24 protein-coding genes are annotated in these 26735 nt (G+C 71.9%); 19 read left to right on the plus strand and 5 right to left on the minus strand.

The window, feature by feature from the left end:
- Window positions 1–53: 53 nt before the first annotated feature.
- Complete coding sequence (locus tag ACIP64_RS13930) at window positions 54–923, minus strand: hypothetical protein (RefSeq protein ID WP_401585367.1); 870 nt, start codon at window positions 921–923, stop codon at window positions 54–56.
- Window positions 924–1090: 167 nt separating this feature from the next.
- Here ACIP64_RS13930 and ACIP64_RS13935 point away from each other — a divergent pair, with 167 nt between their 5' ends.
- Window positions 1091–1750, plus strand: coding sequence for a pyridoxamine 5'-phosphate oxidase family protein (locus ACIP64_RS13935; RefSeq protein WP_401585369.1), 660 nt, complete (start codon window positions 1091–1093; stop codon window positions 1748–1750).
- Here ACIP64_RS13935 and ACIP64_RS13940 read toward each other — a convergent pair.
- Entirely contained in the window at window positions 1747–2523 is a 777-nt protein-coding gene (locus tag ACIP64_RS13940) for an enoyl-CoA hydratase/isomerase family protein (RefSeq protein ID WP_401585371.1), read from the minus strand. The two genes, ACIP64_RS13935 and ACIP64_RS13940, sit on opposite strands and share 4 nt — an antisense overlap.
- 167 nt (window positions 2524–2690) lie before the next feature.
- Here ACIP64_RS13940 and ACIP64_RS13945 point away from each other — a divergent pair, with 167 nt between their 5' ends.
- Entirely contained in the window at window positions 2691–3296 is a 606-nt protein-coding gene (locus ACIP64_RS13945; RefSeq protein ID WP_401585373.1) for an HdeD family acid-resistance protein, read from the plus strand.
- Between the two features lie 214 nt (window positions 3297–3510).
- The gene (locus ACIP64_RS13950; protein WP_401585375.1) at window positions 3511–3999 is read left to right on the plus strand and encodes an ATP-binding protein; all 489 of its coding nucleotides are present in this window, start codon (window positions 3511–3513) and stop codon (window positions 3997–3999) included.
- A 10-nt stretch (window positions 4000–4009) separates the two neighbouring features.
- Here the strand turns inward: ACIP64_RS13950 and idi are convergent, their stop codons facing one another.
- The 3 genes from idi to galE all read right to left on the minus strand — a co-directional run bounded on the left by idi (window position 4010) and on the right by galE (window position 6852).
- Window positions 4010–4621 carry an isopentenyl-diphosphate Delta-isomerase gene (gene idi, locus ACIP64_RS13955; RefSeq protein ID WP_401585377.1) on the minus strand — a complete coding sequence of 204 codons (612 nt, stop codon included), beginning with the start codon at window positions 4619–4621 and terminating at the stop codon, window positions 4010–4012.
- Window positions 4622–4742: 121 nt separating this feature from the next.
- Window positions 4743–5693, minus strand: a complete 951-nt coding sequence (locus tag ACIP64_RS13960; protein ID WP_401585380.1) for a cation diffusion facilitator family transporter — start codon at window positions 5691–5693, stop codon at window positions 4743–4745.
- A gap of 172 nt (window positions 5694–5865) precedes the next feature.
- Window positions 5866–6852, minus strand: coding sequence for a UDP-glucose 4-epimerase GalE (galE, locus tag ACIP64_RS13965; RefSeq protein ID WP_401585383.1), 987 nt, complete (start codon window positions 6850–6852; stop codon window positions 5866–5868).
- A 248-nt stretch (window positions 6853–7100) separates the two neighbouring features.
- Between galE and ACIP64_RS13970 the strand changes: the two genes are divergently transcribed.
- From ACIP64_RS13970 to ACIP64_RS14045, 16 genes are all read left to right on the plus strand, one after another.
- A complete protein-coding gene (locus ACIP64_RS13970) occupies window positions 7101–8906 on the plus strand; it encodes a DUF5941 domain-containing protein (RefSeq protein ID WP_401585638.1) in 1806 nt (601 codons plus the stop codon).
- Window positions 8903–9652 carry a sugar phosphate nucleotidyltransferase gene (locus ACIP64_RS13975; RefSeq protein ID WP_401585385.1) on the plus strand — a complete coding sequence of 250 codons (750 nt, stop codon included), beginning with the start codon at window positions 8903–8905 and terminating at the stop codon, window positions 9650–9652. Before ACIP64_RS13970 ends, ACIP64_RS13975 begins: the two co-directional genes overlap by 4 nt.
- On the plus strand, window positions 9640–10701 hold the full coding sequence (locus ACIP64_RS13980) for an iron-containing alcohol dehydrogenase family protein (protein WP_401585387.1): 1062 nt from the start codon (window positions 9640–9642) through the stop codon (window positions 10699–10701). Before ACIP64_RS13975 ends, ACIP64_RS13980 begins: the two co-directional genes overlap by 13 nt.
- A complete protein-coding gene (locus ACIP64_RS13985; RefSeq protein WP_401585389.1) occupies window positions 10679–11464 on the plus strand; it encodes a CDP-alcohol phosphatidyltransferase family protein in 786 nt (261 codons plus the stop codon). The genes ACIP64_RS13980 and ACIP64_RS13985 overlap by 23 nt, the downstream gene beginning before the upstream one ends.
- A 53-nt stretch (window positions 11465–11517) precedes the next feature.
- The gene (locus tag ACIP64_RS13990) at window positions 11518–12363 is read left to right on the plus strand and encodes a glycosyltransferase family 2 protein (RefSeq protein WP_401585641.1); all 846 of its coding nucleotides are present in this window, start codon (window positions 11518–11520) and stop codon (window positions 12361–12363) included.
- A 79-nt stretch (window positions 12364–12442) separates the two neighbouring features.
- The gene (locus ACIP64_RS13995) at window positions 12443–13372 is read left to right on the plus strand and encodes an ABC transporter permease (RefSeq protein ID WP_401585391.1); all 930 of its coding nucleotides are present in this window, start codon (window positions 12443–12445) and stop codon (window positions 13370–13372) included.
- Between the two features lie 403 nt (window positions 13373–13775).
- Entirely contained in the window at window positions 13776–14705 is a 930-nt protein-coding gene (hpnC, locus tag ACIP64_RS14000) for a squalene synthase HpnC (protein WP_401585393.1), read from the plus strand.
- Between the two features lie 26 nt (window positions 14706–14731).
- Window positions 14732–15640 (plus strand): presqualene diphosphate synthase HpnD, encoded by a 909-nt coding sequence (gene hpnD / locus ACIP64_RS14005; protein ID WP_401585395.1) that lies wholly within the window; start codon window positions 14732–14734, stop codon window positions 15638–15640.
- Between the two features lie 183 nt (window positions 15641–15823).
- Complete coding sequence (gene hpnE / locus ACIP64_RS14010) at window positions 15824–17266, plus strand: hydroxysqualene dehydroxylase HpnE (protein WP_401585398.1); 1443 nt, start codon at window positions 15824–15826, stop codon at window positions 17264–17266.
- Window positions 17263–18384, plus strand: a complete 1122-nt coding sequence (locus ACIP64_RS14015; RefSeq protein ID WP_401585400.1) for a polyprenyl synthetase family protein — start codon at window positions 17263–17265, stop codon at window positions 18382–18384. The genes hpnE and ACIP64_RS14015 overlap by 4 nt, the downstream gene beginning before the upstream one ends.
- Window positions 18385–18482: 98 nt before the next feature.
- The gene (gene shc, locus ACIP64_RS14020) at window positions 18483–20510 is read left to right on the plus strand and encodes a squalene--hopene cyclase (protein WP_401585403.1); all 2028 of its coding nucleotides are present in this window, start codon (window positions 18483–18485) and stop codon (window positions 20508–20510) included.
- Entirely contained in the window at window positions 20510–21145 is a 636-nt protein-coding gene (locus ACIP64_RS14025; RefSeq protein WP_401585405.1) for a 1-hydroxy-2-methyl-2-butenyl 4-diphosphate reductase, read from the plus strand. The genes shc and ACIP64_RS14025 overlap by 1 nt, the downstream gene beginning before the upstream one ends.
- A gap of 5 nt (window positions 21146–21150) precedes the next feature.
- Window positions 21151–22179, plus strand: coding sequence for an adenosyl-hopene transferase HpnH (gene hpnH, locus ACIP64_RS14030; RefSeq protein ID WP_401585407.1), 1029 nt, complete (start codon window positions 21151–21153; stop codon window positions 22177–22179).
- Window positions 22180–22186: 7 nt separating this feature from the next.
- Window positions 22187–23353 (plus strand): flavodoxin-dependent (E)-4-hydroxy-3-methylbut-2-enyl-diphosphate synthase, encoded by a 1167-nt coding sequence (ispG, locus tag ACIP64_RS14035; RefSeq protein WP_360899392.1) that lies wholly within the window; start codon window positions 22187–22189, stop codon window positions 23351–23353.
- Between the two features lie 34 nt (window positions 23354–23387).
- The gene (gene dxs, locus ACIP64_RS14040; protein WP_401585411.1) at window positions 23388–25313 is read left to right on the plus strand and encodes a 1-deoxy-D-xylulose-5-phosphate synthase; all 1926 of its coding nucleotides are present in this window, start codon (window positions 23388–23390) and stop codon (window positions 25311–25313) included.
- On the plus strand, window positions 25294–26697 hold the full coding sequence (locus ACIP64_RS14045; protein ID WP_401585413.1) for an aspartate aminotransferase family protein: 1404 nt from the start codon (window positions 25294–25296) through the stop codon (window positions 26695–26697). The genes dxs and ACIP64_RS14045 overlap by 20 nt, the downstream gene beginning before the upstream one ends.
- Window positions 26698–26735: the final 38 nt, after the last annotated feature.

The following is a 26735-nucleotide window of genomic DNA, read 5'->3' on the forward strand; positions in this document are numbered from 1 at the left end:
TTCACAGGGCACACGGGCGGGAGGGCGGGGAAAAAACCCGGTAAGCGGCAACGCTAGCGCTTGCCGAAGTACTTGGGCGGGAAACCCCCGCCCGCCAGCACACGCCCCACCGCCCCACCCGCGATCACCGTGAGGCGCTCCACCCCCTCCGCCCCGAGGTACTCGTACGGCGCGCGGTCGAGGCGGTCCGTCACGGCCTCCACCTCGCGGCGCAGTTCCACGCCGCGCTCCGTGAGTTCGCCCTCCGCGTCGAGCAGGCCCCGGTCGCGGAGGCGGTCCTGCGCGGCGGCCCAGTCCTCGGCGGACCAGCCCCGGCTGCGCTGGACGAACCGCGGGGTGAAGCTCTTGCCCGTGGCGGTGTGCGTGACGAGCGCCTCGATCCCGTCGAGCCCTGCGGCGAGCAACGCGGCGAGATGGCCGTCCCCGCGGTGCTCGCGCAGCAGCGTCGCGGCGTGCCACAGGGCGAGGTGCGGCTGCTCGGGCACGGGGAGTTCCGCGTTGGCGGCGTAGAGGGGACGGGCCTCGCGGGTGCAGGCCTCGGCGGCGCGCAGGGCGAGCACGGCCGCGTCCGCGATCTCGGCGGAGGCGATGCCGTCCGCGCCGAGCAGCCGGGTCAGGACGGTGTCGGCGATGCGCAGCCGCGCGTCGAGGACGGCCGCGGGCGCGGCGAGTTCCCAGGCGCGCGGGATGACGGGCGCGATGACCGCGTGGTTGAAGTTGTAGAAGGTCGCGGCGACCGTTCCCGCCGTCACCGCGCCGAGCGGTGCGGCGCGCCCCGCGAAGTAGGCCATGGCGCCGCGCTCCAGCCCGATCGCCGAGAGCATGTCGTCGTACTCGGGGGAGAAGTAGACGACGGAGTGCAGGGAGTTCAGGGTGTTGTGGCAGCGCCGTCCGGCGCGCGGTTCCAGGGCGGTGGCGGTCATGGACAACAGGTTACCGACCGGTTGGCATGTCATAAGAGGTGCCTCTGGGGACAGCGGATTCCGTGGTGGAGAAGCGGCAACGACACTGTTTCCGCAGACATGGGGCATCACAAGCGCTGATATGGCTAGTCTGAGCGCCGCCCGCCCCGAAGCCCCTGGAGGCCCCCATGCCCGCCGCCGACCGCACGCTCCCGGTCACCGACCGGACCCGTCACCGGCGCCTTCGCGAGCAGGGCAGCGTCTCCCGCGACGACCTGGACGCGGTGCTGGGTGCCGGCTTCGTGTGCCATCTGGCCGTCGTGGTCGACGGCACCCCGCTCGCCGTGCCGACGGTCTACGGTCACGACGCCGGGACCGGCACGCTGTACCTGCACGGCTCGGTCGCCAGCCGCAGCCTCGTGCAGGCGCCCGGCGCCCAGGTCTGCGTCACCGTCACCCACGTCGACGGCCTGGTCCTCGCGCGGTCCGTCTTCGAGCACGGCGTCAACTACCGCAGCGCCATGGTCGTCGGAGTGCCGCGCCGGGTCACGGACCCTGAGGAGCGGTTGCACGGGCTGCGCGTGCTCAGTGAGCAGTGCGCCCCGGGCCAGTGGGACTACGCCCGCCGCCCCGACCGCCGGGAACTGGCGGCCACCGACCTGCTCGCCCTCGCCACCGACGAGGCCTCCGTCAAGATCCGCACCGGCCACCCGGGCGACGGCGACGGCCCCGACGCCGCGCTGCCGCTCTGGGCGGGAGTGGTCCCGCTCGGCACGACCCGGGGCACCCCGGTCCCCGACCCCGCGTTGCGCGCCGGCATCCCCCTGCCGCCGCACCTCGTGGATTAGCCCCCCACCGACCAGCTGAACCGCGGTTCGCGCCGCTCCAGGAACGCCGCCACGCCCTCCGCGGTGTCGCTGCTGTCCGCGGCCTGCCGGGCCCAGTGCTCCACACGGGAGGGGGCGGGGTCCGGGGCCGTGAAGTCCTTGGCTGCGGCCTGGGTGAGCTGCGAGCGGACGGCCAGCAGGCCCGCGTACTCCTCGACGCGCTTGTCCAGGGCGCCGTCCGGCAGCACCTCGTCCACCAGTCCGGTCCGCAGGGCGCGTTCGTGGTCGATGAGCTCGGCGGAGAAGAGCAGGTGCTTGGCCGTGGACGGGCCGACCAGGCCGGTCAGCCGGCGGGTCGAGGAGGCCGGGTAGACGATCCCGAGCCGCGCGGGCGTGACCCCGAAACGCGCGCCCTCGGCGGCGAAGCGCAGGTCGCAGGCGGCCGCGAGCTGGCAGCCGCCGCCGACGCAGAAGCCGCGGACGGCCGCCAGCGACGGCTTGGGGAAGGCGGCCAGCGCCTCCTCCGCCTCGACGGCCGCGCCCTGTGCCGCGCCCGGGCCGCCGGCCGCGTCACGCAGGTCGGAGATGTCGGCGCCCGCGCAGAAGGTGCCGTCGGCGCCGGTGAGCACCAGCACCCGTACGGCGGGATCGTCCGCCAGCCGGTCCAGCAGACGCGGGAGTTCGCGCCACATGGCCAGGGTCATGGCGTTGCGCTTGGCCGGATTGCTGATGGTCACGGTGGCGGTGGCGCCCGCCGTCTCCAGCAGCAGACCGGGCCCGGACGGGTCGGACATGCCCGCATCCCCCACTCGTCGTGTCGTCGCGGGAATCCGCGCCGGCCGTGTGCCCATTGGCGCGCACCACGGTCACGGGGATCCTATCGGTGCCTCCGGCCGGGCAATCGGGGGTATATGTCCGGTAGCCGGCCCGGACCGGTCCCGACGCGTTCAAGGAGGCGGCCATGGCTCCGTTCACGGGACGCAAGAAGTACCCGGACCCCCCGGAGGCCGGGCTCAAGCGCAGTTTCGGCTGGGTCGCCGCGCTCGGCGTGGTCCTCGTCGTCTGCGGCCTGATCGGGCTCTTCTACGTGGGAATCGCGACCATCACCTCCATGGTGCTGTTCGGCTGGCTGCTCCTCATCGGCGGGATCGTGGGTCTGGCGCAGGCCGTGCAGAACCGCGACCACAACTACTTCTGGCTGGCCCTGGTCGTCGCGGCCCTGTACATCGCGGCGGGTGTGGTCGTGATCCGCAATCCGGCGCAGACGGCCGCGGCCCTGACGATGTTCGCGGCGCTGCTGTTCCTGACCGGCGGGATCTTCCGGCTGTTCGGCGGGCTGGTGGTGCGCGGACCGCAGATGGTGTGGACGCTGATCCAGGGGGCGATCGGCATTCTGCTGGCCGTCCTGGTGCTGGCGAACTGGCCGCACAGCAGTGTCTACGTGATCGGCGCCTTCTTCTCTGTGGCACTGCTCTTCGACGGTCTGGGCCTGCTCGGGGCGGGTCTGGGCGGCCGCCGGATCGTCGGCATGGTGGCCGACGCCCGGCAGACCCCACTGGAGCATTGAAACCGGTACCGGCGCGTCATCATGGCGCATCGAGCCCACCAACTCCGGTCACTCCGTGTCGCAGGCGGTCGAAAGCTGCGGATTTACGGTCAGCGACTCGGGGTGGAGTCCCCGGCTGCCGACACTCGGAACGTGAGGCGGACCCCGTCGCCGCCCAGCGGGCCGGGAAGGGGAACCGCGGGGAGCATCGCTGAATGCGAGGGTGAACGCCGCCATGGACGTACGCGGGAGCGTCCCGCCCGAACCGGTGCCGCCGGTGGCACCGGACTTTCCGCGCCCCTATGAGGGCGTGTGGCGCTTCACCGCCTCCGCGCTGGACTCCTCGGTGCCGCAGGCCCGGCACGCCGTCCGGGACCTGCTCGTGCGGCAGCGCGTGCCCATCGACGACGACCTGCTGCAAGGCCTGCTGCTGATCGTCTCCGAGCTGGTGACGAACGCGGTGCGGCACGCCGCGCTGCTCTCCCCGGAGATCGCGGTGGAGGTCGCCGTCGGCCTCGACTGGGTCCGCGTGGCGGTCGAGGACAACCACCCCTACCGCCCCAAGGCGCTCCAGGTGGACGACGCGGACACCAATGGACGCGGCCTGCTGCTGGTCAAGTCGGTCACCGCCGAGGCGGGCGGGATGTGCGACGTGCAGCAGACCGCTTCCGGGGGAAAGGTCATCTGGGCGGCGCTTCCGCTGCCGCCCGGCGCTCCGTTGTGACGGGCGGCGGCTACCAGCCGGCGCGCTCGCCCGTGAGCTCGCGCACGGCGGGCAGTGCCGCCCCCAGCACGGTCCGGAACCAGGCGGAGAACGGCCCGGACTCCTCCAGCGCGGCCAGCTCCCGCGGGGTCACGAAGGCGGTCTCGCCGATCTCCTCCGGGTCCGGGTGCAGCGGCGCGGTCATCAGCCCCACGAAGAGGTGGTTGTACTCCTGCTCCACCAGGCCCGACGCCGGGTCCGGGTGGTTGTAGCGGACCGTGCCGGCCTCGCGCAGCGACGCGGGGGCCGCGCCCAGCTCCTCGGCGGTGCGGCGCGCGGCGGCGACGAATGGCGGCTCCTGCGGGTACGGGTGGCCGCAGCAGGTGTTGGACCACACGCCGGGGGAGTGGTACTTGCCCAGGGCACGGCGCTGCAGCAGCAGCCGGCCCTCGCCGTCGAAGAGGAAGACCGAGAAGGCCCTGTGGAGCCGGCCCGGCGGCAGGTGCGCCGAGAGCTTCTCCGCGGTGCCGATCGTCACGCCGGTCTCGTCGACCAGTTCGAGCATGATCGGAGCCGAGGCACCGTTGGCGGAGGTGTCCGGGGCGGGGGTGAGGGGCCGGCCGGCGGCGGGACTCGTGGGCATGGCCATCCTTTGCATCGACGACAAGACCTCAGTTTGCCTCACGCGGGGGGTCCGGAGGTCGTCGCAGCGCGCTCAATGTCGGTGACGCTGTGTCGATCGCGCCGCCCGGCCGCCCACGGCGTCAGTGGCACAGCCGTGCCTCGTGCTCCGCGTGGCCGCCGGGTTCCAGCTGGAATGTGCAGTGCTCCACGTCGAAGTGGCTGCCCAGGCAGCCCTGCAGGTCGTGGAGGACCTTCTCGTGGCCCACGGCGTCCAGGGTGTCCGGGCTCACCACCACATGGGCGGAGAGCACCGGCATGCCCGAGGTGATGGTCCACACGTGCAGGTCGTGCAGGCCCTCGACGCCGGGCAGTCCGAGGATGTGGTTGCGGACGTCCGCCATGTCGACGTCCCGGGGGGCCGCCTCCAGGAGGACGTCGATGGCCTCCCGCAGCAGCTTCCACGTGCGCGGGACGATCATCACACCGATGAGCAGCGAAGCCACCGGGTCGGCCTGCTGCCACCCGGTGGTGAGGATCACCACGGCCGCCACGACCACCGCGAACGAACCCAAGGCGTCCGCCATGACCTCCAGGAACGCGCCGCGGACGTTCAGGCTCTCGCGCTGCCCGCGCATCAGCAGCAGCAGCGACACCGAGTTGGCCACCAGGCCGATCACGCCGAAGACGACGGTGAGCCCGCCCTCGACCGCGGTCGGGCTGATCAGCCGGGAGACCGCCTCGTAGAAGATGAACGCGCCCACGCCGAACAGCAGCACGGCGTTGGCGACCGCCGACAGGATCTCCGCCCGTGCCAGGCCGAACGTACGGCGCTCGCTGGGCGGGCGGTTGGCGAAGTGGATCGCCACCAGCGCCATGGCCAGGCCCGCCGCGTCCGTGGCCATGTGGCCCGCGTCGGCGAGCAGCGCGAGGGAACCGGTGAGGGCGCTGCCCACCACCTCCGCCACCAGGATCAGCAGCGTGATGCCGAGCGCGATCCGCAGCCGCCCGCGGAACTGGGCCGCCGCCGTCCCGGTCAGCCCCGCGGCGGACCCGTGGCTGTGGCCGTGGTCGTGCCCGTGACCTGCCCCCATCGTCTGGGCCTCCCCTGTCGCCGTCCGTGCTCGGGCGCCGGCCCGCAACGGCCGGCGTGCCCCAGTGAACAACGGTGACCGTCCGTGGGCAACTCGCCACCGATCACCGTTGTCATGTGCGGTGACCTGCGGCGATGGCGCGGGTACGGGGAGTGTTCCGGAGGCCGACGGGTCAGGGGCGGCGGGCCTCCGGGTACCGCAGGCACCAGCCCTCCCACGCCGACTCGACCATCTCCCGGACCCCGCGCACGGCGCTCCAGTCCAGCTCCTTGCGGATCAGTTCGGCGGAGGCCACCACGCTCGCCGGATCCCCGGCGCGGCGCGGGAAGACCACCGGCGTCACGTCCGGGTACCCGGCGACCTCGGTGATGAGGTCGACCAGTTCACGAACGGAGACACCCTCGCCGCGTCCGATGTTGACGGTCAGGTCCTCGGCGGTGTCCCGGCCGGTGACCCAGCGGGCCGCCGCGAGATGCGCGTCGGCCAGGTCCTCGACGTGGATGTAGTCGCGCACGCAGGTGCCGTCGGGGGTCGGGTAGTCGTCACCGAAGATCCGCGGGGGCTCACCCTTGGTGAGCTTCTCGAACACCATCGGGACGACGTTGAAGACCCCGGTGTCCGCCAGCTCCGGCACGGCCGCGCCCGCGACGTTGAAGTACCGCAGGCAGGCAGTGGAGATCCCGTGGGCCCGGCCCGCGGCCCGCACCAGCCACTCGCCGGCGAGCTTCGTCTCCCCGTAGGGGCTCAGCGGCAGGCACGGCGTGGACTCGGTCACCAGCGGCACGTCGGGCAGGCCGTACACCGCGGCGGAGGAGGAGAAGACGAAACGGCCGATCCCGGCCGCGGTCACCGCCTCCAAGAGGATGCCGAGGCCGCCCACGTTCTCCCGGTAGTACCGCAGCGGCTGCTCCACGGACTCGCCGACCTGCTTCCGCGCCGCCAGGTGCACGACACCCGTGACGCCGTGCTCGGCGATCGTGCGGTCCAGCAGGTCCCGGTCGAGTGTGGAACCGGTCACCCTCGGCACGTCGGCGGGGACCCGCGAGGCCACGCCGGCCGAGTCGTCGTCGTAGACCACGACACGCTCCCCGGCGCGGGTCATCGCCCGCACGACATGAGAACCGATGAATCCCGTGCCACCAGTGATCAGCCACGTCATGGCGTTCACCCTAGCGGCGGATCCGCACGGAGGGTTGTCCCTTCGCCCCCGAACCGTGATGATGATCAAGCCATCCGCACGAAGGTCAGGGAAACACCCGGTGAACGGAACCTTCCGGGAATCCGATAGCCTCTGCCCTCACAGCCGCCCCGACATGGCGCGCCAGGATGTCCGGCCGGCATGTCAGCGCTCGGTGCCGACCGGCACCGCCCCACCCGTCCACTGCGTGTCCCAGGGAGTGAGTCCGTCTGTCGACCGTCATACTCACCGGTCCTCCGGTCGCGGGTTCACCGATCGAGGCCGATCTGCGCGGCCTCGGTTTCGAGGTGGTCGCGGCGGACGGCGCCGGTGCCCTCGCGGCACGCATGGCCGCCGTCCCGCCCGCCGAGCGCATAGCGGTCGTCGACCCGCGCTTCGTCGGTCATGTGCACGCGCTGCGGCTCGCGCTGACCGACCCCCGCTTCGACGCCGCCGCCGTGCCGGGCGCCCTGTCCGTCCGCGCGGCCGCCCGCCCCGCGCTCGTACGGGCTCTGGCACCGGCCGGCGGCCGGGACCGGGGCGCGGGCCGTACCGCCGTCACGGGCGCCGAGAGCCTGCCCGACGAGCTGGCCGCCGGCCTGGACGCCGAGGGCGTCACCGTGCAGCGCCCGGAACTCGGGGTCCTGGTCGCCCGGGTCCCGGCCGACGCGCCGGAGCGGGCGCTGGCCCAGGAGGCCGTCGCCGCGGTGGACGACGAGGCGGTGCGCCTGCGCGGCGCCGTGAAGGCCCGCGACGGCTTCTTCACCACGCACTTCGTCAGCCCCTACTCCCGCTACCTCGCGCGCTGGTGCGCCCGGCGCGGCCTCACGCCGAACCAGGTGACGACCGCCTCGCTGCTGGTCGCCCTGATCGCCGCCGGCTGCGCCGCCACCGGCACCCGTTCCGGCTTCGTCGCGGCGGGTGTGCTGCTCATCGCGTCCTTCGTGCTGGACTGCACCGACGGGCAGCTCGCCCGCTACTCGCTCCAGTACTCCACGCTCGGGGCCTGGCTCGACGCCACCTTCGACCGCGTCAAGGAGTACGCGTACTACGCGGGGCTCGCGCTCGGCGCGGCCCGCGGCAGCGACGACGTGTGGGCGCTCGCCCTCGGCGCGATGGTCCTGCAGACCTGCCGCCACATGGTCGACTTCGCGTTCACCGAGGCCACCTACGACGCGGACGCGAAGGCCGGCCGCACCGCCGCCCTGTCCGACCGGCTCGACCGGGTCGGCTGGGCGGTGTGGATACGCAGGATCATCGTGCTGCCCATCGGCGAACGCTGGGCGCTGATCGCGATCCTCACTGCGGTCGCCACGCCGCGTGTCACCTTCGTGGTACTGATCATCGGCTGTGTCTTCGCCGCCTGCTACACGACCGCCGGCCGTGTCCTGCGCTCGCTGACCCGTCGGGCCGTACGCACCGACCGCGCCGCCGCCGCGCTGGCCGAGCTCGCCGACACCGGGCCCCTCGCCGAGGCCGTCGCCCGCCTGCTGCGCGGCCGCGGTCTCCCGGCCGCCGCCGCGGTGGGCGCGGCAGTGATGATCGCCACGTCACTGGCGGCCCCGGCGGGCAGCTGGTGGCCGCTCGTGGCTGCCGCCGTCTACGTGGTCACCTCGGGTCTCGCCGTCGCGGGACCGCTCAAGGGCGGTTTCGACTGGCTGGTCGTGCCCCTGTTCCGGGTGGCCGAGTACGGCACCGTGCTGGCCCTCGCGGCCGCCTCCGAAGTGAACGGGTCCTTGCCGGCAGCTTTCTTTCTGGTTGCCGTGGTCGCCTACCATCACTACGACACGGTGTACCGCATCCGCGGCGGTACCGGGGCGCCCCCCCGGGCCCTGGTACGCGCGACGGGCGGGCACGAGGGACGGACGCTGCTGGTCACGGCCGCGTCCGTGGCCCTGGCGCACAGCACGGGGTTCACGGTGGCGCTGACGGTTCTCGCCGTCGTACCAGCCCTGCTGGTGCTCACCGAGAGCATCCGCTTCTGGATGTCCTCGGGAGCGCCCGCCCTGCACGACGAAACAGGAGAACCCGCATGATCGGCCTCGTGCTGGCGGCCGGCGCCGGAAGGCGTCTTCGCCCCTACACCGACACCCTGCCCAAGGCCCTGGTACCGGTGGACCCGGCGGGCGAGGGCAGGACGACCGTCCTGGACCTGACGCTGCGCAACTTCGCCGAGGTCGGCCTGACCGACGCCGCCGTCGTCGTGGGGTACCGCAAGGAGGCCGTGCATGAGCGCCGGACCGCGCTGGAGGCCAAGTACGGCGTCAAGCTCCACCTCGTCGAGAACGACAAGGCCGAGGAGTGGAACAACGCCTACTCCCTGTGGTGCGCCCGTGACGTGCTGGCCGAGGGCGTGATCCTGGCGAACGGCGACACCGTGCACCCGGTCTCCGTCGAGCAGAAGCTGCTGGAGGCCCGCGGTGGCGCCCGCCGCATCATCCTCGCCCTGGACACGGTCAAGGACCTGGCCGACGAGGAGATGAAGGTCGTCACCGCCGAGGACCAGGGTGTGCGGCGGATCACCAAGCTGATGGACCCGGCCACCGCCAGCGGCGAGTACATCGGCGTCACCCTCATCGAAGGCGCCGCCGCGGCCGACCTCGCCGACGCGCTCAAGGCGACCTACGAGCGCGACCCGCAGCTGTACTACGAGGACGGCTACCAGGAGCTGGTCGACCGCGGCCTGCGCGTCGACGTCGCGCCCATCGGCGAGGTCCCCTGGGTCGAGATAGACAACCACGACGACCTGAACCGGGCCCGGGAGATCGCGTGCCGGTACTGACGAGGCTCATCCCCTCGCCGGTCGTCGTCGACATCCGTGCCGGGGCACTCGACGACCTGGCGGTCGTCCTGGCGGACCAGCGCATATCCAGCTCCGGCCGGCTGGCCGTCGCGGTCAGCGGCGGCTCCGGCCAGGTGCTGCGCGAACGGCTGGCCCCGGCGCTGCCCGGCGCAGAGTGGTTCGAGGTGGCCGGCGGCACCATCGACGGTGCCGTCAGGCTCGCCGACGCCATGCGCGGCAAAAGGTACGACGCGGTGGTGGCCCTCGGCGGCGGCAAGATCATCGATGCCGCCAAGTACGCCGCGGCCCGCGTCGGGCTGCCGGTGGTGGCCGTCGCGACCAACCTGGCGCACGACGGCCTGTGCTCGCCGGTGTCCACGCTGGACAACGACAACGGCCGCGGCTCCTACGGCGTGCCGAGCCCCATCGCCATGATGATCGACCTCGACGTGATCCGTGAGGCCCCGGTCCGCTTCGTGCGCTCCGGCATCGGCGACGCGATCTCCAACATCTCCTGCATCGCGGACTGGGAGCTGTCCCACCGCGAGACGGGCGAGCCGATCGACGGCCTGGCCGCCGCGATGGCCCGTACCGCCGGCGAGTCCGTGCTGCGGCACCCCGGCGGCATAGGCGACGACGAGTTCCTGACCGTGCTCGCCGAGGCGCTGGTGCTCACCGGCATCGCGATGTCGATCAGCGGCGACAGCCGGCCCGCGTCGGGTGCCTGCCACGAGATCAGCCACGCGATCGACCTGCTGTACCCGCGGCGGGCCGCCGCCCACGGTGAACAGGTCGGCATCGGCGCCGCCTTCGCGATGTTCCTGCGCGGCGCCGAGGAGCAGGCGGGGCTCTTCGCGGAGACCCTGCGCACCCATGGACTGCCCGTCACACCCGGCGAAATCGGCTTCACCGAGGACGAGTTCGTCAAGGCCGTCGCCTACGCACCGCAGACCCGCCCCGGGCGCTACACGATCCTCGAGCACCTGGAACTTTCCACCGACGAGATCAGGGACACATACGCAGACTATGCCAAAACCATCGGTAGCTGAGCTGCGGCCGGTCGTTCACCCCGCAGGGCTGAAGGACCGCCGCAGCGGTGAGCACTGGGCCGGGCGCATCTACATGCGCGAGGTCTCCCTGCGCTGGACCCGTCATCTGGTGAACAGCCGGGTGACACCCAACCAGCTCACATATCTGATGATCGTCGCGGGCATCGCGGCCGGCGCGGCACTCCTGGTGCCGGGCCCGGCCGGAGCCGTGGCCGCCGCCTTGCTGATCCAGCTCTACCTGCTGCTGGACTGCGTGGACGGCGAGGTCGCCCGCTGGCGCAAACAGACCTCGATAACCGGCGTCTACCTCGACCGGGTGGGCCACTACCTGTCCGAGGCCGCGCTGCTGATCGGCTTCGGCGTGCGCGCCGCCGACCTCTTCCACCGGGACGGCGCGAGCACCCAGTGGGGCTGGGCGTTCCTCGGGACGCTGGCCGCGCTGGGCGCGATCCTGATCAAGGCGGAGACCGACCTGGTGGACGTCGCCCGGGCGCGCAGCGGCCTGCCCGCGGTGCAGGACGAGGCCTCCGTGCCGCGCTCCTCCGGTCTGGCGCTGGCCCGCCGCGCCGCGGCCGCCCTGAAGTTCCACCGGCTGGTCGGCGGGGTCGAGGCCTCGCTGCTGATCCTGGCTGCCGGCGTCGCGGACGCCTTCCACGGCGACCTGCTGTTCACCCGCGTGGCGGTGTGCGCCCTGGCCGCCATCGCCGTACTCCAGACGCTGCTGCACCTGGTCTCGATCCTCGCCTCGAGCAGGCTGAGGTGATCGCGGTGGGGACGTCGGCGGAATCGGTGCGCCTCGGCGCGGTGATCATCACTATGGGCAACCGTCCGAAGGAGCTCGGCGACCTGCTGGACTCGGTCGCCAAGCAGGCCGGCCCGGCGATAGAGGTCGCCGTCGTCGGCAACGGTTCCCCGCTGCCCGAGCTGCCGGCCGGCGTGCGCACCGTGGAGCTGCCCGAGAATCTGGGCATCCCCGGCGGACGCAACGTCGGCATCGAGGCCTTCGGCCCCGGCGGCCGGGACGTCGACGTCCTCCTGTTCCTCGACGACGACGGGCTGCTGCCCAACGAGGACACCGCGGCGCTGGTCCGCGAGGCCTTCACCGACGACGCCCGGCTGGGCATCGTCAGCTTCCGGATAGCCGATCCGGAGTCCGGCACCACGCAGCGCCGCCACGTCCCCCGGCTGCGCGCCTCCGACCCGATGCGCTCCTCGCGTGTCACCACCTTCCTGGGCGGGGCCAACGCCGTCCGCACCGCGGTCTTCCAGCAGGTCGGCGGATTGCCGGACGAGTTCTTCTACGCCCACGAGGAGACCGACCTCGCCTGGCGGGCCCTCGACGCGGGCTGGCTGATCGACTACCGCTCGGACATGGTCCTGTACCACCCGCTGACCGCTCCGAGCCGGCACGCCGTCTACCACCGCATGGTGGCCCGCAACCGGGTGTGGCTCGCCCGGCGCAATCTGCCCTGGGCGCTGGTGCCGGCGTACCTGGGCGTCTGGCTGCTGCTGACCCTGCTGCGGCGGCCGTCGCGTCCGGCGCTGCGCGCCTGGTTCGGCGGCTTCCGGGAGGGCTGGTCGACGCCGTGCGGCCCGCGCCGGCCCATGCGGTGGTCCACCGTCTGGCGGCTCGCCCGACTGGGCCGGCCCCCGATCATCTGACAAGCTCGAAAGTCGACAGCACTCGGCGCATCCGGCGCCTTCCGGCCGGATGCGCGCCCACGGGACGAAAGTGTCGACAGTGAGCGAGACAACGCACGACGGTACGGTCGCCGCGGGTGCCGGATCGGCGTCGTCCGCGGACGGCCGCCTGACGCCTGCGGAGCTCGCGGCCAAGTACGGCCTCGCCGTCAGCGGCGCCCGGCCGGGCCTTGCCGCGTACGTGCGGCAGTTGTGGGGCCGCAGGCACTTCATCGCGTCGTTCGCCAGGGCCCGGGCGTCCGCGCAGTACACCCAGGCCCGCCTCGGCCAGCTGTGGCAGGTGCTGACGCCGCTGCTCAACGCGGCCGTCTACTACTTCATCTTCGGCCTGCTGCTCGGCACCGACCGCGGGGTCGACAACTTCATCGCGTTCCTGGTGACGGGCGTCTTCGTCTTCACCTACACCCAGTCCTCGGTGATGGCCGGGGTCCGCTCGGTCTCCGGCAACCTCGGCCTGATCAGGGCGCTGCACTTCCCCCGTGCCTCGCTGCCGGTGGCGTTCACGCTGGTGCAGCTGCAGCAACTGCTGATGTCGATGCTCGTGCTGCTGGCCATCGTGCTCATGACCGGCGAGGTGCCGCGTACGGCCTGGCTGCTCGCCGTGCCGGCGCTGCTGCTGCAGTCGGTGTTCAACGCCGGTCTCGCGATGATCATGGCGCGGCTGGGCAGCAGGATGACCGACCTGGCCCAGCTCATGCCGTTCATCCTGCGCACATGGATGTACACCTCCGGCGTGATGTACAGCATCACGCACTTCACGGCGCACGCCACCGCGCCCGTGCAGCTGGCCCTGCAGCTGAATCCGGCCGCCGTCTACATCGACCTCGTGCGCTACGCGCTGATCGACAGCTTCACCGCGGAGCAGCTGCCCCCGCATGTCTGGGCCGTCGCGCTGGGCTGGGCCCTGGCGACCGGTGTGGGTGGTTTCGTCTATTTCTGGAAGGCCGAAGAGCAGTACGGCCGCGGCTGACCGCGAAATTCATCGCCTGTTGGGGCGGCCTTAGTGAGACAAGTGGCCGAAACGGTCATTCGGGACCTGTGTGGCTCCTGATTTTTCCGGGACTTTGCCAGCACCCTGGAAGGCGGCCCTCCGAATGTGCGTTGGAGCTTGCGGATCGACATCGTTGTGCACCCCGGCGCACGCCCGGGTGGCTCTGCGCCGTAAGCTGTAGCGGTACTCAATCGCCGGATCTCAGGTGATACGTCCGGAGAGTCGGTTCGGGTGCGCGGCGGCCCGGAGCAGGAGATATGGCAGCGGCGTGTCCGAAATTGGGTGTTATGGGCTATCAGTGTAGAACGGGGGATGTGACGGCTATGGCTCTGTGGACCCCTGGGGAGAAAGCGCCCACCGCCCGGACACCGGGACGTCCACGGTGACCGGCCTCCGCCCCGCGGCGTCGGGCGACGCGGCTCCGGACGCCCATTCACAGGCAGTGCTCGCCAAGGCGACCAGGGAGAACTTCCCGGTCGCCCCGTTCTTCCTGCCCCGCTCCTGGCGGGGCGACCTGATGGCGGTCTACGGCTACGCCCGGCTCGTGGACGACATCGGCGACGGCGACCTGGCCGGCGGGGGCCGCGAGGACGCCCTGCGCCTGGGGCTGCCCGCCGACGCCGCCGACGACCGCCTGGCCATGCTGGACGCCTTCGAGGCCGATCTGCGCCGGGTCTTCGACGGCCCGCCGGACACGGTCCGGCACCCCCTGCTCCGCGCCCTGCGGCCCACCGTGCTGCGGCACGGCCTCACCCCCGAGCCGTTCCTCGGTCTGGTGGAGGCCAATCGGCAGGACCAGGTCGTCCGCCGCTACGCCACGTTCGAGGACCTGCTCGCCTACTGCGAGCTGTCGGCCAACCCGGTCGGCCGCCTCGTCCTGGGCATCACCGGCACCTCCACTCCCGAGCGGGTCCGCCTCTCGGACGCGATCTGCACCGCGCTGCAGATCGTGGAGCACCTCCAGGACGTGACCGAGGACCTCGGCCGCGACCGCATCTACCTGCCTGCCGAGGACATGAAGCGCTTCGGCGTGACCGAAACCGATCTCACCACCGCTACCGCGGGCGCATCGGTGCGCGCGCTGGTGGCCCATGAAGCGGAACGCGCCCGCGATCTTCTGAATGAAGGCACCCCCTTGGTGGGTAGCGTCCACGGCAGGCTCAGACTGCTGCTCGCCGGATTCGTCGGGGGAGGGCGCGCCGCCCTCCGGGCGATCGCGGACGCCGGGTACGACGTGCTGCCTGGGCCGCCGAAGGCGGGCAAGTACAGCCTCCTGCGCGAGGTGGGGTCGACATTGCGAAGAGAGGGGTGAGCCGGACAGTGAACGGCTCCGATCGCATGTCCGGACCGGTGCTCGCGGCATACGCCTACTGCGAGAGCGTCACCGGCCACCAAGCCCGCAACTTCGCCTACGGCATCCGGCTGCTGCCCACCCCCAAACGGCAGGCGATGTCGGCTCTGTACGCCTTCTCCCGCCGGGTCGACGACATCGGCGACGGCGACCTCGCGCCCGCCGAGAAGCAGGCCCGGCTGGACCAGACGCGCGCGGTGCTGGCGCGGGTCCGCGCCGGCGAGGTCACCGAGGAGGACACCGACCCGGTGGCCGTGGCCCTCGCGGATTCCGCCCGCCGCTTCCCGATCCCGCTCGGCGGGCTCGACGAGCTGATCGACGGCGTCCAGATGGACCTGCGCGGCGACACCTACGAGACCTGGGAGGACCTGGCGGCCTACTGCCGCTGCGTCGCCGGGGCCATCGGCAGGCTCTCGCTCGGCGTCTTCGGAACGGCGACGTCCGCGGAGGAACGCGAGCGTGCCGCCGAGTACGCCGACACGCTCGGGCTCGCGCTCCAACTCACCAACATCCTGCGGGACCTGCGCGAGGACGCGACCAACGGGCGGACCTACCTGCCCGCCAACGACCTTGCCAAGTTCGGCTGTTCGGAGGGCTTCCACTCCGACACCCCGCCGCCCGGGGCGGACTTCGCCGGCCTGATGGAGTTCGAGGTGCGCCGGGCCCGCGCCCTGTTCGCCGACGGCTACCGGCTGCTTCCCATGCTGGACCGCCGCAGCGGCGCCTGTGTCTCCGCGATGGCGGGCATCTACCGCCGGCTGCTGGAGCGCATCGCCGCCGACCCCGAGGCCGTACTGCGCGGCCGGGTCTCGCTGCCCGCCCACGAGAAGGCGTACGTCGCGGCCCGCGGCCTTGCCGGAGTCGATGCCCGCCGGGCGGCCAGGAGGCGCGTGTGACACCCGCCCCAGCCGCCACGGGCGCCGCCGCCGCTCCGGGCGGCGCGTCCGAACCGGGTACGGCAGCATCCCCGCGGCGGACGAACGTGTTTTCGCGCCGGGTGGCAACCGGCACCGTGTCCGGTGCGTCACTGTCGGCAACGGTACGGTGCGCCTTTCGAGGCGGGCCGAGGGGGAGGGCGCATGGCTGAGCACACGGCCGTCGTGGTCGGTGGCGGGCTCGCGGGCACGACCGCGGCCCTGGCCCTGGCCGACGCCGGGCTGCGCGTGACCCTGCTGGAGGCCCGGCCCCGGCTGGGCGGCCTCGCGTTCTCCTTCCGCCGCGGCGACCTGACCGTCGACAACGGCCAGCACGTCTTCCTGCGCTGCTGCGACGCGTACCGCCGGTTCCTGGACCGGATCGACGCGGCCGACCTCGTCACCGTGCAGGACCGGCTCGACGTGCCCGTGCTCGACGTCGGCCGCACGCGGCCGCGGCTCGGCCGGCTGCGGCGTGCCGCGCTCCCCGTGCCGCTGCACCTGGCCGCGAGCCTGGCCACCTACCCGCACCTGTCGCTCGCCGAGCGAGCCTCCGTCGGGCGGGCCGCGCTCGCCCTGCGGGGCCTGGACCTCGCCGACCCCGCGCTGGACGCCGTGGACTTCGGCAGCTGGCTGAGCCGGCGCGGCCAGTCGCCGCGCACGATCGAGGCCCTGTGGGACCTGGTCGGCGTCGCGACCCTCAACGCCACCGCGGGGAACTCCTCGCTGGGCCTGGCCGCGATGGTCTTCAAGACCGGCCTGCTGTCCGACCCGGGCGCCGCCGACATCGGCTGGGCCTCCCGGCCGCTCGGCGAACTGCACGACGACCGGGCCCGCACGGCCCTGGACAAGGCCGGGGTGCGGACCCTGCTGCGGGCCCGCGTCACCTCGGTCACCCGCACGGACGCGGCCGAGCCGGTACGGTCCGGCGGCGACACGGACGACCATGCCGCTGTCTGGGAGGTCGAGGCCGAGACCGGCCCCGGCCGCGCCGAGCGCCTCACCGCCGACGTCGTGGTGCTGGCCGTCCCGCAGCAGGAGGCGCACGGACTGCTGCCCGCGGGCGCCCTGGAGGACCCAGGCGCCCTGCTGCGCATCGGCACCGCGCCCATCCTCAACGTCCACGTCGTCTACGACCGCGAGGTGCTGCGGCAGCCCTTCCTCGCGGCCCTCGGCAGCCCCGTGCAGTGGGTCTTCGACCGTACGGAGCCCTCCGGGCTCACCGGCGGCGGCCAGTACCTGGCCCTGTCCCAGTCCGCGGCCGAGGAGGAGATCGACCTCCCGGTGGCGGAGCTGCGGGCGCGCTACCTGCCCGAGCTGGAGCGGCTGCTCCCGGCCACGCGCGACGCCGTCGTACGCGACTTCTTCGTCACCAGGGAGCGGACGGCGACCTTCGCGCCCACCCCCGGTGTCGGCGCCCTGCGCCCCGGTCCCCGTACCCGGGCACCCGGCGTGTGGCTCGCCGGCGCGTGGACCGCGACCGGCTGGCCCGCGACCATGGAAAGCGCAGTCCGCAGCGGTTTGCAAGCCTCCCGTGCAGCTTTGACCGCACTCCGCCATCCCTTCGACCCACGCCCCTTCGAAATCGAAGGCCTGGAGCCGGCATGAGCCTCACCAGTGCAACCAGAGGAGACAATGTGACCGCTGGCCACGAGCAGATGAACACGGGCGTCGACAGAGCGACCGTGACCGCGCTCCTGGAGCGCGGCCGCGAGCTGTCCACGCCGGTGCTGCGCGCCGCCGTGGACCGTCTCGCACCCCCCATGGACACGGTCGCCGCCTATCACTTCGGGTGGATCGACGCCGCGGGCAACCCCACCCACGGTGACAGCGGCAAGGCCGTCCGTCCCGCACTGGCCCTGCTCTCCGCCGAGGCCGCGGGGGCGGGCCCGGAGACCGGCATCCCCGGCGCGGTCGCGGTCGAGCTGGTGCACAACTTCTCGCTGCTGCACGACGACCTGATGGACGGGGACGAGCAGCGCCGGCACCGCGACACGGTCTGGAAGGTGCACGGCCCCGCCCAGGCGATCCTGGTCGGCGACGCGCTGTTCGCGCTCGCGAACGAGATCCTGCTGGAGCAGGGCACCGCGGAGGCCGGCCGGGCCACCCGGCGGATCACCACCGCCACGCGGAAGCTGATCGACGGTCAGGCGCAGGACATCTCCTTCGAGCACCGCGAGCGGGTCACCGTCGAGGAGTGCCTGGAGATGGAGGGCAACAAGACCGGCGCTCTGCTGGCCTGCGCCTCCTCCATCGGCGCGGTGCTCGGCGGGGCCTCCGAGGCGGACGCCGACGCCCTGGAGGAGTACGGCTACCACCTGGGCCTGGCCTTCCAGGCCATCGACGACCTGCTGGGCATCTGGGGCGACCCGGCGGCGACCGGCAAGCAGACCTGGAGCGACCTGCGCCAGCGCAAGAAGTCGCTGCCGGTGGTGGCGGCGCTGGCCGCCGGGGGCCCGGCCTCGGAGCGCCTGGCGGAGCTGCTGGCAGCGGATGCGAAGGCAGCGGATTCGTTGGACCGTAATGATATTGAGTCCTTCGACGAGGAAGAGTTCGCGACGAGGGCGGCGTTGATCGAGGAGGCTGGGGGTCGGGAGTGGACATCCCAGGAGGCCCGACGCCAGTACGCCACCGCAATTTCCGCACTCGACAAAATGGACATGTCGGGTGACGTTCGCCGTAAGCTCGTGGGCCTGGCGGATTTTGTGGTGGTTCGCGAGAAGTAAGGACGCAAGTGGAGCGCAGTACGTCGCCGGCCGGGAGCGCGTAACGGCCGACGGCAGCCCCAACACCGCAGACAGAACGACTGTGCAAAGGGGAAGCCATGACAGCGACGACCGACGGCGGTTCCGGGGGCATTGCGGCCTCCGGGGCACCCTCGGCCAGCACGAGGACAGCGGGCAGACCGACGCATGCGACGCCCGGTTCGTCACGCGACGGCACGACACGTCCCATCGAGACGGAGGCGGCGCGCGCGGCGCGTCGCGCCACCGACCACCTGCTGGCCCGTCAGCACCCTGACGGATGGTGGAAGGGCGACCTCGAGACCAATGTGACGATGGACGCCGAGGACCTGCTGCTCCGTCAGTTCCTCGGTATCCAGGACGAACGGATCGTCGCGGCCGCCGCCCGCTGGATCAGGTCCCAGCAGCGCGCCGACGGCGCCTGGTCGACCTTCCACGGCGGTCCCGGCGACGTCTCGGCCACCGTCGAGGCGTACGTCGCGCTCCGGCTCGCGGGGGACGCACCTGACGCCCCGTGGATGGCGTCGGCCTCCGCCTTCGTACGCGAGCAGGGCGGTGTCGCCCGGGCCCGGGTCTTCACGAGGATCTGGCTCGCCCTGTTCGGCTGGTGGCGCTGGGAGGACCTGCCGGAGCTGCCGCCCGAGCTGATCTTCCTGCCCAAGTGGGCGCCGCTGAACATCTACTCCTTCGCCAGCTGGGCGCGGCAGACCATCGTGCCGCTCACCATCGTCGCCGCCCACCGTCCGGTGCGGCCGGTCTCCTTCGGGATCGACGAACTCCATGTCGACCCGGCGCTGCCGAACCCGCCGGTCAAGCGGGCGTTCCTGGGCAGCTGGGACGGGGTGTTCCAGCGGCTCGACCGGGCCCTGCACGCCTACCGCAAGGTCAGCGTCCGCCCGCTGCGCCAGGCCGCGCTACGCTCCGCCGCCCGCTGGATCATCGAGCGGCAGGAGAACGACGGCTGCTTCGGCGGCATCCAGCCCCCCGCCGTCTACTCGGTGATCGCACTCCACCTGCTCGGCTACGACCTCGACCACCCCGTGCTCCGCGCCGGCCTGCGGGCCCTGGACGACTTCGCGGTCTGGCCGGAGGAGGACACGCGCATGATCGAGGCGTGTCAGTCCCCGGTCTGGGACACCTGCCTGGCGGCCATCGCCCTCGCCGACGCGGGCGTCCCGGCCGACGACCCGGCGCTGGTCAAGGCGGCCGAGTGGATGCTCGGCGAACAGATCAGCAAGCGCGGCGACTGGGCCGTGCAGCGGCCCGATCTGCCGTCCGGGGGCTGGGCGTTCGAGTTCGAGAACGACACCTACCCCGACATCGACGACACCGCCGAGGTCGTGCTCGCCCTGCTGCGTGTCGACCACCCGGAGCCGGGCCGGCTGCGGTCCGCCGTCGAGCGCGGCGTCCGCTGGAACCTGGGCATGCAGTCCAAGAACGGCGCGTGGGGCGCGTTCGACGCCGACAACACCAGCGCCTTCCCCAACCGGCTGCCCTTCTGCGACTTCGGGGAGGTCATCGACCCGCCCTCGGCCGACGTGACGGCGCACGTGGTCGAGATGCTCGCCGCCCTCGGCATGGAGCACGACCCCCACGCCCGGCGCGGCATCGACTGGCTGCTCTCCGAACAGGAGCCGAACGGCGCCTGGTTCGGCCGCTGGGGCGTCAACTACATCTACGGCACCGGCTCGGTGGTCCCCGCCCTCGTCGCGGCCGGGCTCCCGGGCAGCCACCCCGCCGTCCGGCGGGCCGTGGAGTGGCTGGAGTCGGTGCAGAACGAGGACGGCGGCTGGGGCGAGGACCTGCGGTCCTACTCCTCCGCCGACTGGGCCGGCCGCGGCGAGTCGACCCCCTCCCAGACCGCCTGGGCGCTGATGGCGCTGCTGGCGGCCGGTGAGCGGGAGAGCGAGTGCGTCACACGCGGCGTGCGCCGGCTCGTCGAGACCCAGAAGGAGGACGGCTCCTGGGACGAGCCCTACTTCACGGGCACCGGCTTCCCACGGGACTTCTCCATCAACTACCACCTCTACCGGATGGTGTTCCCGCTCACCGCCCTCGGGCGCTACGTGCACGGGGAGCCCTTCGGCGGCGTACGGAAGGGGGACTGATGGGGCCGTCCGGCCCACCTCTGCTCATCGTCTGCGCGCTGCGGGTGGAACGGTTCGCACTGCGCGGCGGCGGCCGCGCACGCGCGGCGGCGGGGGCCCACCCGCGCGGCAAGGGGGAGGGACCCCCGGTCGTCTTCGTGCGCACAGGTATGGGGCCGCAGGCCGCGGAGCGCGCCGTGACCGAGGCGCTGCGCGACCCCGCGCTCGACGGGGCCCCCGTTCTCACCACCGGCTTCTGCGCCGGACTGGCCACCGGAATGCGGCCCGGCGACGTGGTCGTCGCCGACGGCCCGCAGGACGGTGCGACACTGGCCGCCGCGCTCAAGGCGGCCGGGCACACCGTGCACATCGGCCGGCTCGCCGAGTCGGACCATGTCGTACGGGGACCGGAGCGCACGGCACTCCGGTCCACCGGTGCCATCGCCGTCGACATGGAGTCGGCGGCGATGATGCGGGCCGCGCTCGCCCGGGGTCCTCGCCCGGTCGCGGCGGCACGTGTGGTCGTCGACACGCCCGAGTTCGAGCTCGTGCGTCTCGGCACCCTCCGCACCGGAATCACCGCGTTCCGCGTACTGAGGGATCTTCTTCCGGCGTTTCTTGATTGGCACCGCTCTACCGCGCTCCCCTGGAGGTGAGCTAGATGGCCATGCCTCTCCGTCAGTCCATCCGGGTCGGCACCTACCTCTTCGAACAGAAAATGCTCCGCAGGCGCGAGAAGTTCCCTCTCATCGTCGAACTGGAGCCGCTCTTCGCCTGCAACCTCGCATGCGAGGGCTGCGGGAAGATCCAGCACCCCGCCGGGGTGCTCAAGCAGCGCATGCCCGTGGCCCAAGCCGTCGGCGCGGTCCTGGAATCGGGTGCGCCGATGGTCTCCATCGCCGGTGGCGAACCGTTGATGCACCCGCAGATCGACGAGATCGTGCGGCAGTTGGTGGCGAAGAAGAAGTACGTCTTCCTCTGCACCAACGCCATGCTGCTCCGCAAGAAGCTCGACAAGTTCACGCCGTCGCGGTATTTCGCGTTCGCCGTGCACATCGACGGCCTGCGCGAGCGGCACGACGAATCGGTGGCCAAGGAGGGCGTCTTCGACGAGGCCGTCGAGGCGATCAAGGAGGCCAAGCGGCGCGGTTTCCGGGTCACCACGAATTCGACCTTCTTCAACACCGACACCCCGCAGACCATCGTCGAGGTGCTCAACTTCCTCAATGACGAGCTCGAGGTCGACGAGATGATGATCTCGCCGGCGTACGCCTACGAGAAGGCTCCCGACCAGGAGCACTTCCTCGGCGTCGAGCAGACCCGCGAGCTGTTCCGGAAGGCCTTCTCCGGTGGCAACCGGGCGCGGTGGCGGCTCAACCACAGTCCGCTCTTCCTGGACTTCCTGGAGGGGAAGGTCGACTTCCCCTGCACGGCGTGGGCCATCCCCAACTACTCGCTCTTCGGCTGGCAGCGCCCCTGCTACCTGATGAGCGACGGGTACGTGACCACGTACAGGGAGCTCATCGAGGACACCGACTGGAGCAAGTACGGCCGCGGCAAGGACCCGCGCTGCGCCAACTGCATGGCGCACTGCGGCTACGAGCCGACCGCCGTCCTGGCCACGATGACCTCCCTGAAGGAGTCCATCAGGGCCAGCCGCGAGACCGTCGCCGGAAACCGCGGGAAGTGACGTCGCGATGACAGCAGTCGAGCGTGTGTCGCTCGGCCTGCCCTCCGTACCGGCCCGACCGCTCGCGGAGCGCCGCCGTTCGCGGCGCATCCAGGTCGGGCCGGTGGCGGTGGGCGGCGACGCGCCGGTGTCCGTCCAGTCGATGACGACCACACTGACCGCCGACGTCAACGCGACGCTGCAGCAGATCGCCGAACTGACGGCGGCCGGCTGCCAGATCGTGCGGGTCGCCTGCCCTTCGCAGGACGACGCGGACGCGCTGCCGCAGATCGCGAGGAAGTCGCAGATCCCGGTGATCGCGGACATCCACTTCCAGCCGAAGTACGTGTTCGCGGCGATCGACGCGGGCTGCGCGGCGGTGCGGGTGAACCCGGGCAACATCCGGCAGTTCGACGACAAGGTGAAGGAGATCGCGAAGGCGGCCTCCGACGCCGGTACGCCGATCCGGATCGGGGTGAACGCCGGGTCGCTGGACCGGCGTCTGCTGGAGAAGTACGGCAAGGCGACGCCCGAGGCGCTGGTGGAGTCGGCGCTGTGGGAGTGCTCGCTGTTCGAGGAGCACGGGTTCCGGGACATCAAGATCTCGGTGAAGCACAACGACCCGGTGGTGATGGTCAACGCGTACCGTCTGCTGGCGGCGCAGTGCGACTATCCGCTGCACCTGGGTGTGACCGAGGCGGGTCCGGCGTTCCAGGGCACGATCAAGTCGGCGGTGGCGTTCGGCGCGCTGCTGAGCGAGGGTATCGGGGACACGATCCGGGTGTCGCTGTCGGCCCCTCCGGCGGAGGAGGTCAAGGTCGGCATCCAGATCCTGGAGTCGCTGAACCTGCGGCAGCGGCGGCTGGAGATCGTCTCGTGCCCGTCGTGCGGTCGTGCGCAGGTGGATGTGTACAAGCTGGCCGACCAGGTGACGGCGGGTCTGGAGGGCATGGAGGTCCCGCTGCGGGTCGCGGTGATGGGCTGTGTCGTCAACGGTCCGGGTGAGGCGCGCGAGGCGGACCTGGGGGTGGCCTCGGGCAACGGCAAGGGGCAGATCTTCGTGAAGGGCGAGGTCATCAAGACCGTGCCGGAGTCGAAGATCGTGGAGACCCTCATCGAGGAGGCCATGAAGCTCGCCGAGCAGATGGAGGCCGACGGAATCCCGTCAGGGGAGCCGCAGATCAGTGTGAGTTGAGCGAACCATCCCCGGAGGGGAGCGAGGTGGGAAAGTGTCGCTGCTCGAAAACATCCGTGGTCCGCGCGATCTGAAAGTCCTCCCGCAGGAGCGGCTGGTCGAACTCGCGTCGGAGATCCGTGACTTCCTGGTGCAGGCGGTCGCCAGAACCGGTGGCCACCTGGGGCCCAATCTCGGCGTGGTCGAGCTGACGATCGCGCTGCACCGGGTCTTCGACTCGCCGGCCGACCGGATCCTGTGGGACACGGGTCATCAGTCCTATGTGCACAAGATGCTGACAGGACGTCAGGATTTCTCCAAACTGCGCGGCAAGGGGGGGCTCTCCGGTTATCCGTCGCGCGCCGAGTCCGAGCACGACGTCATCGAGAACAGCCACGCCTCCACGGTGCTGGGCTGGGCGGACGGGCTCGCCAAGGCCAACCAGGTGCTCGGCCGCCAGGACCACGTCGTCGCCGTCATCGGCGACGGCGCGCTGACCGGTGGCATGGCCTGGGAGGCGCTGAACAACATCGCCGCCGCGAAGGACCGCCCGCTCATCGTCGTCGTCAACGACAACGAGCGCTCCTACGCGCCGACCATCGGCGGCCTCGCCAACCACCTGGCCGCGCTGCGCACCACCGACGGCTACGAGCGCTTCCTCGCCTGGGGCAAGCAGGTGCTCCACCAGACGCCGGTCGTCGGCAAGCCGCTGTACGAGTCCCTGCACGGGGCGAAGAAGGGCTTCAAGGACGCCTTCGCGCCCCAGGGCATGTTCGAGGACCTGGGGCTTAAGTACGTCGGCCCCATCGACGGCCACGACGTCGCGGCGGTGGAGTCCGCGCTGCGCCGGGCCCGCCGCTTCAGCGGGCCGGTCCTGGTGCACTGCCTCACCGAGAAGGGCCGCGGGTACGCCTTCGCCGAGCGCGACGAGGCCGACCGCTTCCACGCGGTCGGCGCCATGGACCCGCTGACCTGCGAGCCGCTGACCCCGTCGAGCGGTCCGAAGTGGACCTCGGTCTTCGGCGACGAGATGCTGAGGATCGGTGCCGAGCGCAAGGACGTCGTGGCGATCACCGCGGCGATGCTCCAGCCGGTGGGCCTGGACAAGTTCGCGAAGGCCTTCCCGCGCCGCGTGTACGACGTGGGGATCGCCGAGCAGCACGCGGCGGTCTCGGCCGCGGGTCTGGCCACCGGCGGCCTGCACCCGGTGGTCGCGGTCTACGCGACGTTCCTCAACCGGGCCTTCGACCAGGTGCTGATGGACGTGGCGCTGCACAAGTGCGGGGTCACCTTCGTCCTGGACCGGGCCGGTGTGACGGGCGACGACGGCGCCTCGCACAACGGCATGTGGGACATGTCGATCCTCCAGGTCGTGCCCGGCCTGCGGATCGCCGCGCCGCGCGACGCCGACCAGTTGCGCGCCCAGTTGCGCGAGGCGCTCGACGTGGACGACGCGCCGACGGTCGTCCGCTTCCCGAAGGAGACGGTCGGCGAGCCGCTGCCGGCCATCGACCGGGCCGGCGGCATGGACGTCCTGCACCGCGGTGAGCGCCCCGACGTCCTCATGGTCTCCGTCGGCGCGCTGGGGCACGTCTGCCTGGCCGCGGCCGCCCTGCTGCGCGAGCGCGGGATCGGCGTCACCGTCGTCGACCCCCGCTGGGTCAAGCCGCTGGACGCGGCCCTGCCGGGACTGGCGGCGGCGCACCGCATGGTGGCCGTCGTGGAGGACAACGGCCGTGCGGGCGGCGTCGGTTCGGCCGTGGCCCAGGCACTGCGGGACGCCGACACCGATGTGCCGGTACGGGACTTCGGCATCCCGCAGCAGTTCCTCGCCCACGCCAAGCGCGGTGAACTGCTGGCCGACATCGGGCTCACCCCGGCGGAGATCGCGGGCCGCATCGGCGCGACCCTCGCCCGTCTCGGGGCGCACACGGAGCAACGGACCGAGGAGTACACGAGCGATGACACCGCCCGATCCTGAGCCGAAGGGCTTCGACCTGGCGACGCTGCTGGCCGAGCGGGGCGCGGAGCGCTACGACCTGCACGGCCGCTACCTCAACCACCAACTGCCGCGGATGCTGCACACCATCGGCTTCGACCGGGTCTACGAGCGGGCGGAGGGCGCCTACTTCTGGGACGACGAGGGCCAGGACTACCTGGACATGCTCGCCGGGTTCGGCGTCATGGGCCTCGGCCGCCACCACCCGGTGGTCCGCAAGGCCCTGCACGACGTGCTGGACGCCGGTCTGGCCGACCTCACGCGCTTCGACTGCCAGCCGCTGCCGGGGCTGCTCGCCGAGAAGCTGCTGTCGTACACCCCGCACCTGGACCGGGTGTTCTTCGGCAACAGCGGCACGGAGGCGGTGGAGACGGCCCTGAAGTTCGCCCGCTTCGTCACCGGCAGGCCGCGCGTGCTCTACTGCGACCACGCCTTCCACGGGCTGACCACGGGCTCCCTGTCCGTCAACGGGGAGGGCGGCTTCCGCGACGGTTTCGCCCCGCTGCTGCCCGACACGGCGGTGCCGCTGGGCGACCTGGCGGCGCTGGAGCGGGAACTGGCCCGCGGCGACGTGGCGGCGCTGATCGTCGAGCCCATCCAGGGCAAGGGCGTCCACGCGGCGCCCCCGGGCTACCTGCGGGCCGCGCAGGACCTGCTGCACCGGCACAAGGCCCTGCTGATCGCGGACGAGGTGCAGACCGGCCTCGGCCGTACCGGCGACTTCTTCGCCTACCAGCACGACGAGGGCGTGGAACCGGACCTGGTGTGCGTCAGCAAGGCGCTCTCCGGGGGCTACGTGCCGGTCGGCGCCACGCTCGGCAAGGACTGGATCTTCAAGAAGGTCTACTCCTCCATGGACCGGGTGCTGGTGCACTCCGCCAGCTTCGGTTCCAACGCGCAGGCGATGGTGGCGGGCCTGGCGACGCTGTCCGTGATGGAGGACGAGCAGATCGTGGCCAACGCCCGGGCCAGCGGCGACTTGCTGCGCACGCGGCTGGCCGCGCTGGTGGACCGCTACGAGCTGCTGCACGAGGTCCGCGGCCGCGGGCTGATGATCGGCATCGAGTTCGGCCGCCCGAAATCGCTCGGCCTGCGCAGCCGCTGGACGATGCTGCAGGCGGCCCGCAAGGGGCTGTTCGCGCAGATGGTCGTCGTACCGCTGCTGCAGCGGCACCGCATCCTCACCCAGGTCTCCGGGGACCACCTGGAGGTGATCAAACTGATCCCGCCGCTGGTCATCGGTGAGCCGGAGGTGGACCGCTTCGTGACCGCCTTCACCGCCGTGATGGACGACGCACACGGCGGCGGTGGCCTGATGTGGGAGTTCGGCAGGACACTGGTCAAGCAGGCGGTCGCCCACCGCTGACCGCCCGCCCGACTGCTTTTGCCCCGGAGGCAAGTTTT

Source organism: Streptomyces sp. NPDC088733 (genome assembly GCF_044751185.1).
In the GTDB taxonomy this organism is placed as follows: Bacteria; Actinomycetota; Actinomycetes; order Streptomycetales; family Streptomycetaceae; genus Actinacidiphila.

Bases quoted from the DNA above. Each gene is read 5' to 3' on its own strand.
- ACIP64_RS14045 (WP_401585413.1), top strand. From the start codon at position 25,294: ATGACACCGCCCGATCCTGAGCCGAAGGGCTTCGACCTGGCGACGCTG.
- hpnH (WP_401585407.1), top strand. From the start codon at position 21,151: ATGGCCATGCCTCTCCGTCAGTCCATCCGGGTCGGCACCTACCTCTTC.
- ACIP64_RS13975 (WP_401585385.1), top strand. From the start codon at position 8,903: ATGATCGGCCTCGTGCTGGCGGCCGGCGCCGGAAGGCGTCTTCGCCCC.
- ACIP64_RS13950 (WP_401585375.1), top strand. From the start codon at position 3,511: ATGGACGTACGCGGGAGCGTCCCGCCCGAACCGGTGCCGCCGGTGGCA.
- ispG (WP_360899392.1), top strand. From the start codon at position 22,187: ATGACAGCAGTCGAGCGTGTGTCGCTCGGCCTGCCCTCCGTACCGGCC.
- ACIP64_RS13990 (WP_401585641.1), top strand. From the start codon at position 11,518: ATGGGCAACCGTCCGAAGGAGCTCGGCGACCTGCTGGACTCGGTCGCC.
- ACIP64_RS13985 (WP_401585389.1), top strand. From the start codon at position 10,679: ATGCCAAAACCATCGGTAGCTGAGCTGCGGCCGGTCGTTCACCCCGCA.
- ACIP64_RS13940 (WP_401585371.1), bottom strand. From the start codon at position 2,523: ATGTCCGACCCGTCCGGGCCCGGTCTGCTGCTGGAGACGGCGGGCGCC.
- ACIP64_RS13935 (WP_401585369.1), top strand. From the start codon at position 1,091: ATGCCCGCCGCCGACCGCACGCTCCCGGTCACCGACCGGACCCGTCAC.
- shc (WP_401585403.1), top strand. From the start codon at position 18,483: ATGACAGCGACGACCGACGGCGGTTCCGGGGGCATTGCGGCCTCCGGG.
- ACIP64_RS13945 (WP_401585373.1), top strand. From the start codon at position 2,691: ATGGCTCCGTTCACGGGACGCAAGAAGTACCCGGACCCCCCGGAGGCC.
- hpnD (WP_401585395.1), top strand. From the start codon at position 14,732: ATGTCCGGACCGGTGCTCGCGGCATACGCCTACTGCGAGAGCGTCACC.
- hpnE (WP_401585398.1), top strand. From the start codon at position 15,824: ATGGCTGAGCACACGGCCGTCGTGGTCGGTGGCGGGCTCGCGGGCACG.
- ACIP64_RS13930 (WP_401585367.1), bottom strand. From the start codon at position 923: ATGACCGCCACCGCCCTGGAACCGCGCGCCGGACGGCGCTGCCACAAC.
- ACIP64_RS14025 (WP_401585405.1), top strand. From the start codon at position 20,510: ATGGGGCCGTCCGGCCCACCTCTGCTCATCGTCTGCGCGCTGCGGGTG.
- idi (WP_401585377.1), bottom strand. From the start codon at position 4,621: ATGCCCACGAGTCCCGCCGCCGGCCGGCCCCTCACCCCCGCCCCGGAC.
- ACIP64_RS13960 (WP_401585380.1), bottom strand. From the start codon at position 5,693: ATGGGGGCAGGTCACGGGCACGACCACGGCCACAGCCACGGGTCCGCC.
- ACIP64_RS14015 (WP_401585400.1), top strand. From the start codon at position 17,263: ATGAGCCTCACCAGTGCAACCAGAGGAGACAATGTGACCGCTGGCCAC.
- galE (WP_401585383.1), bottom strand. From the start codon at position 6,852: ATGACGTGGCTGATCACTGGTGGCACGGGATTCATCGGTTCTCATGTC.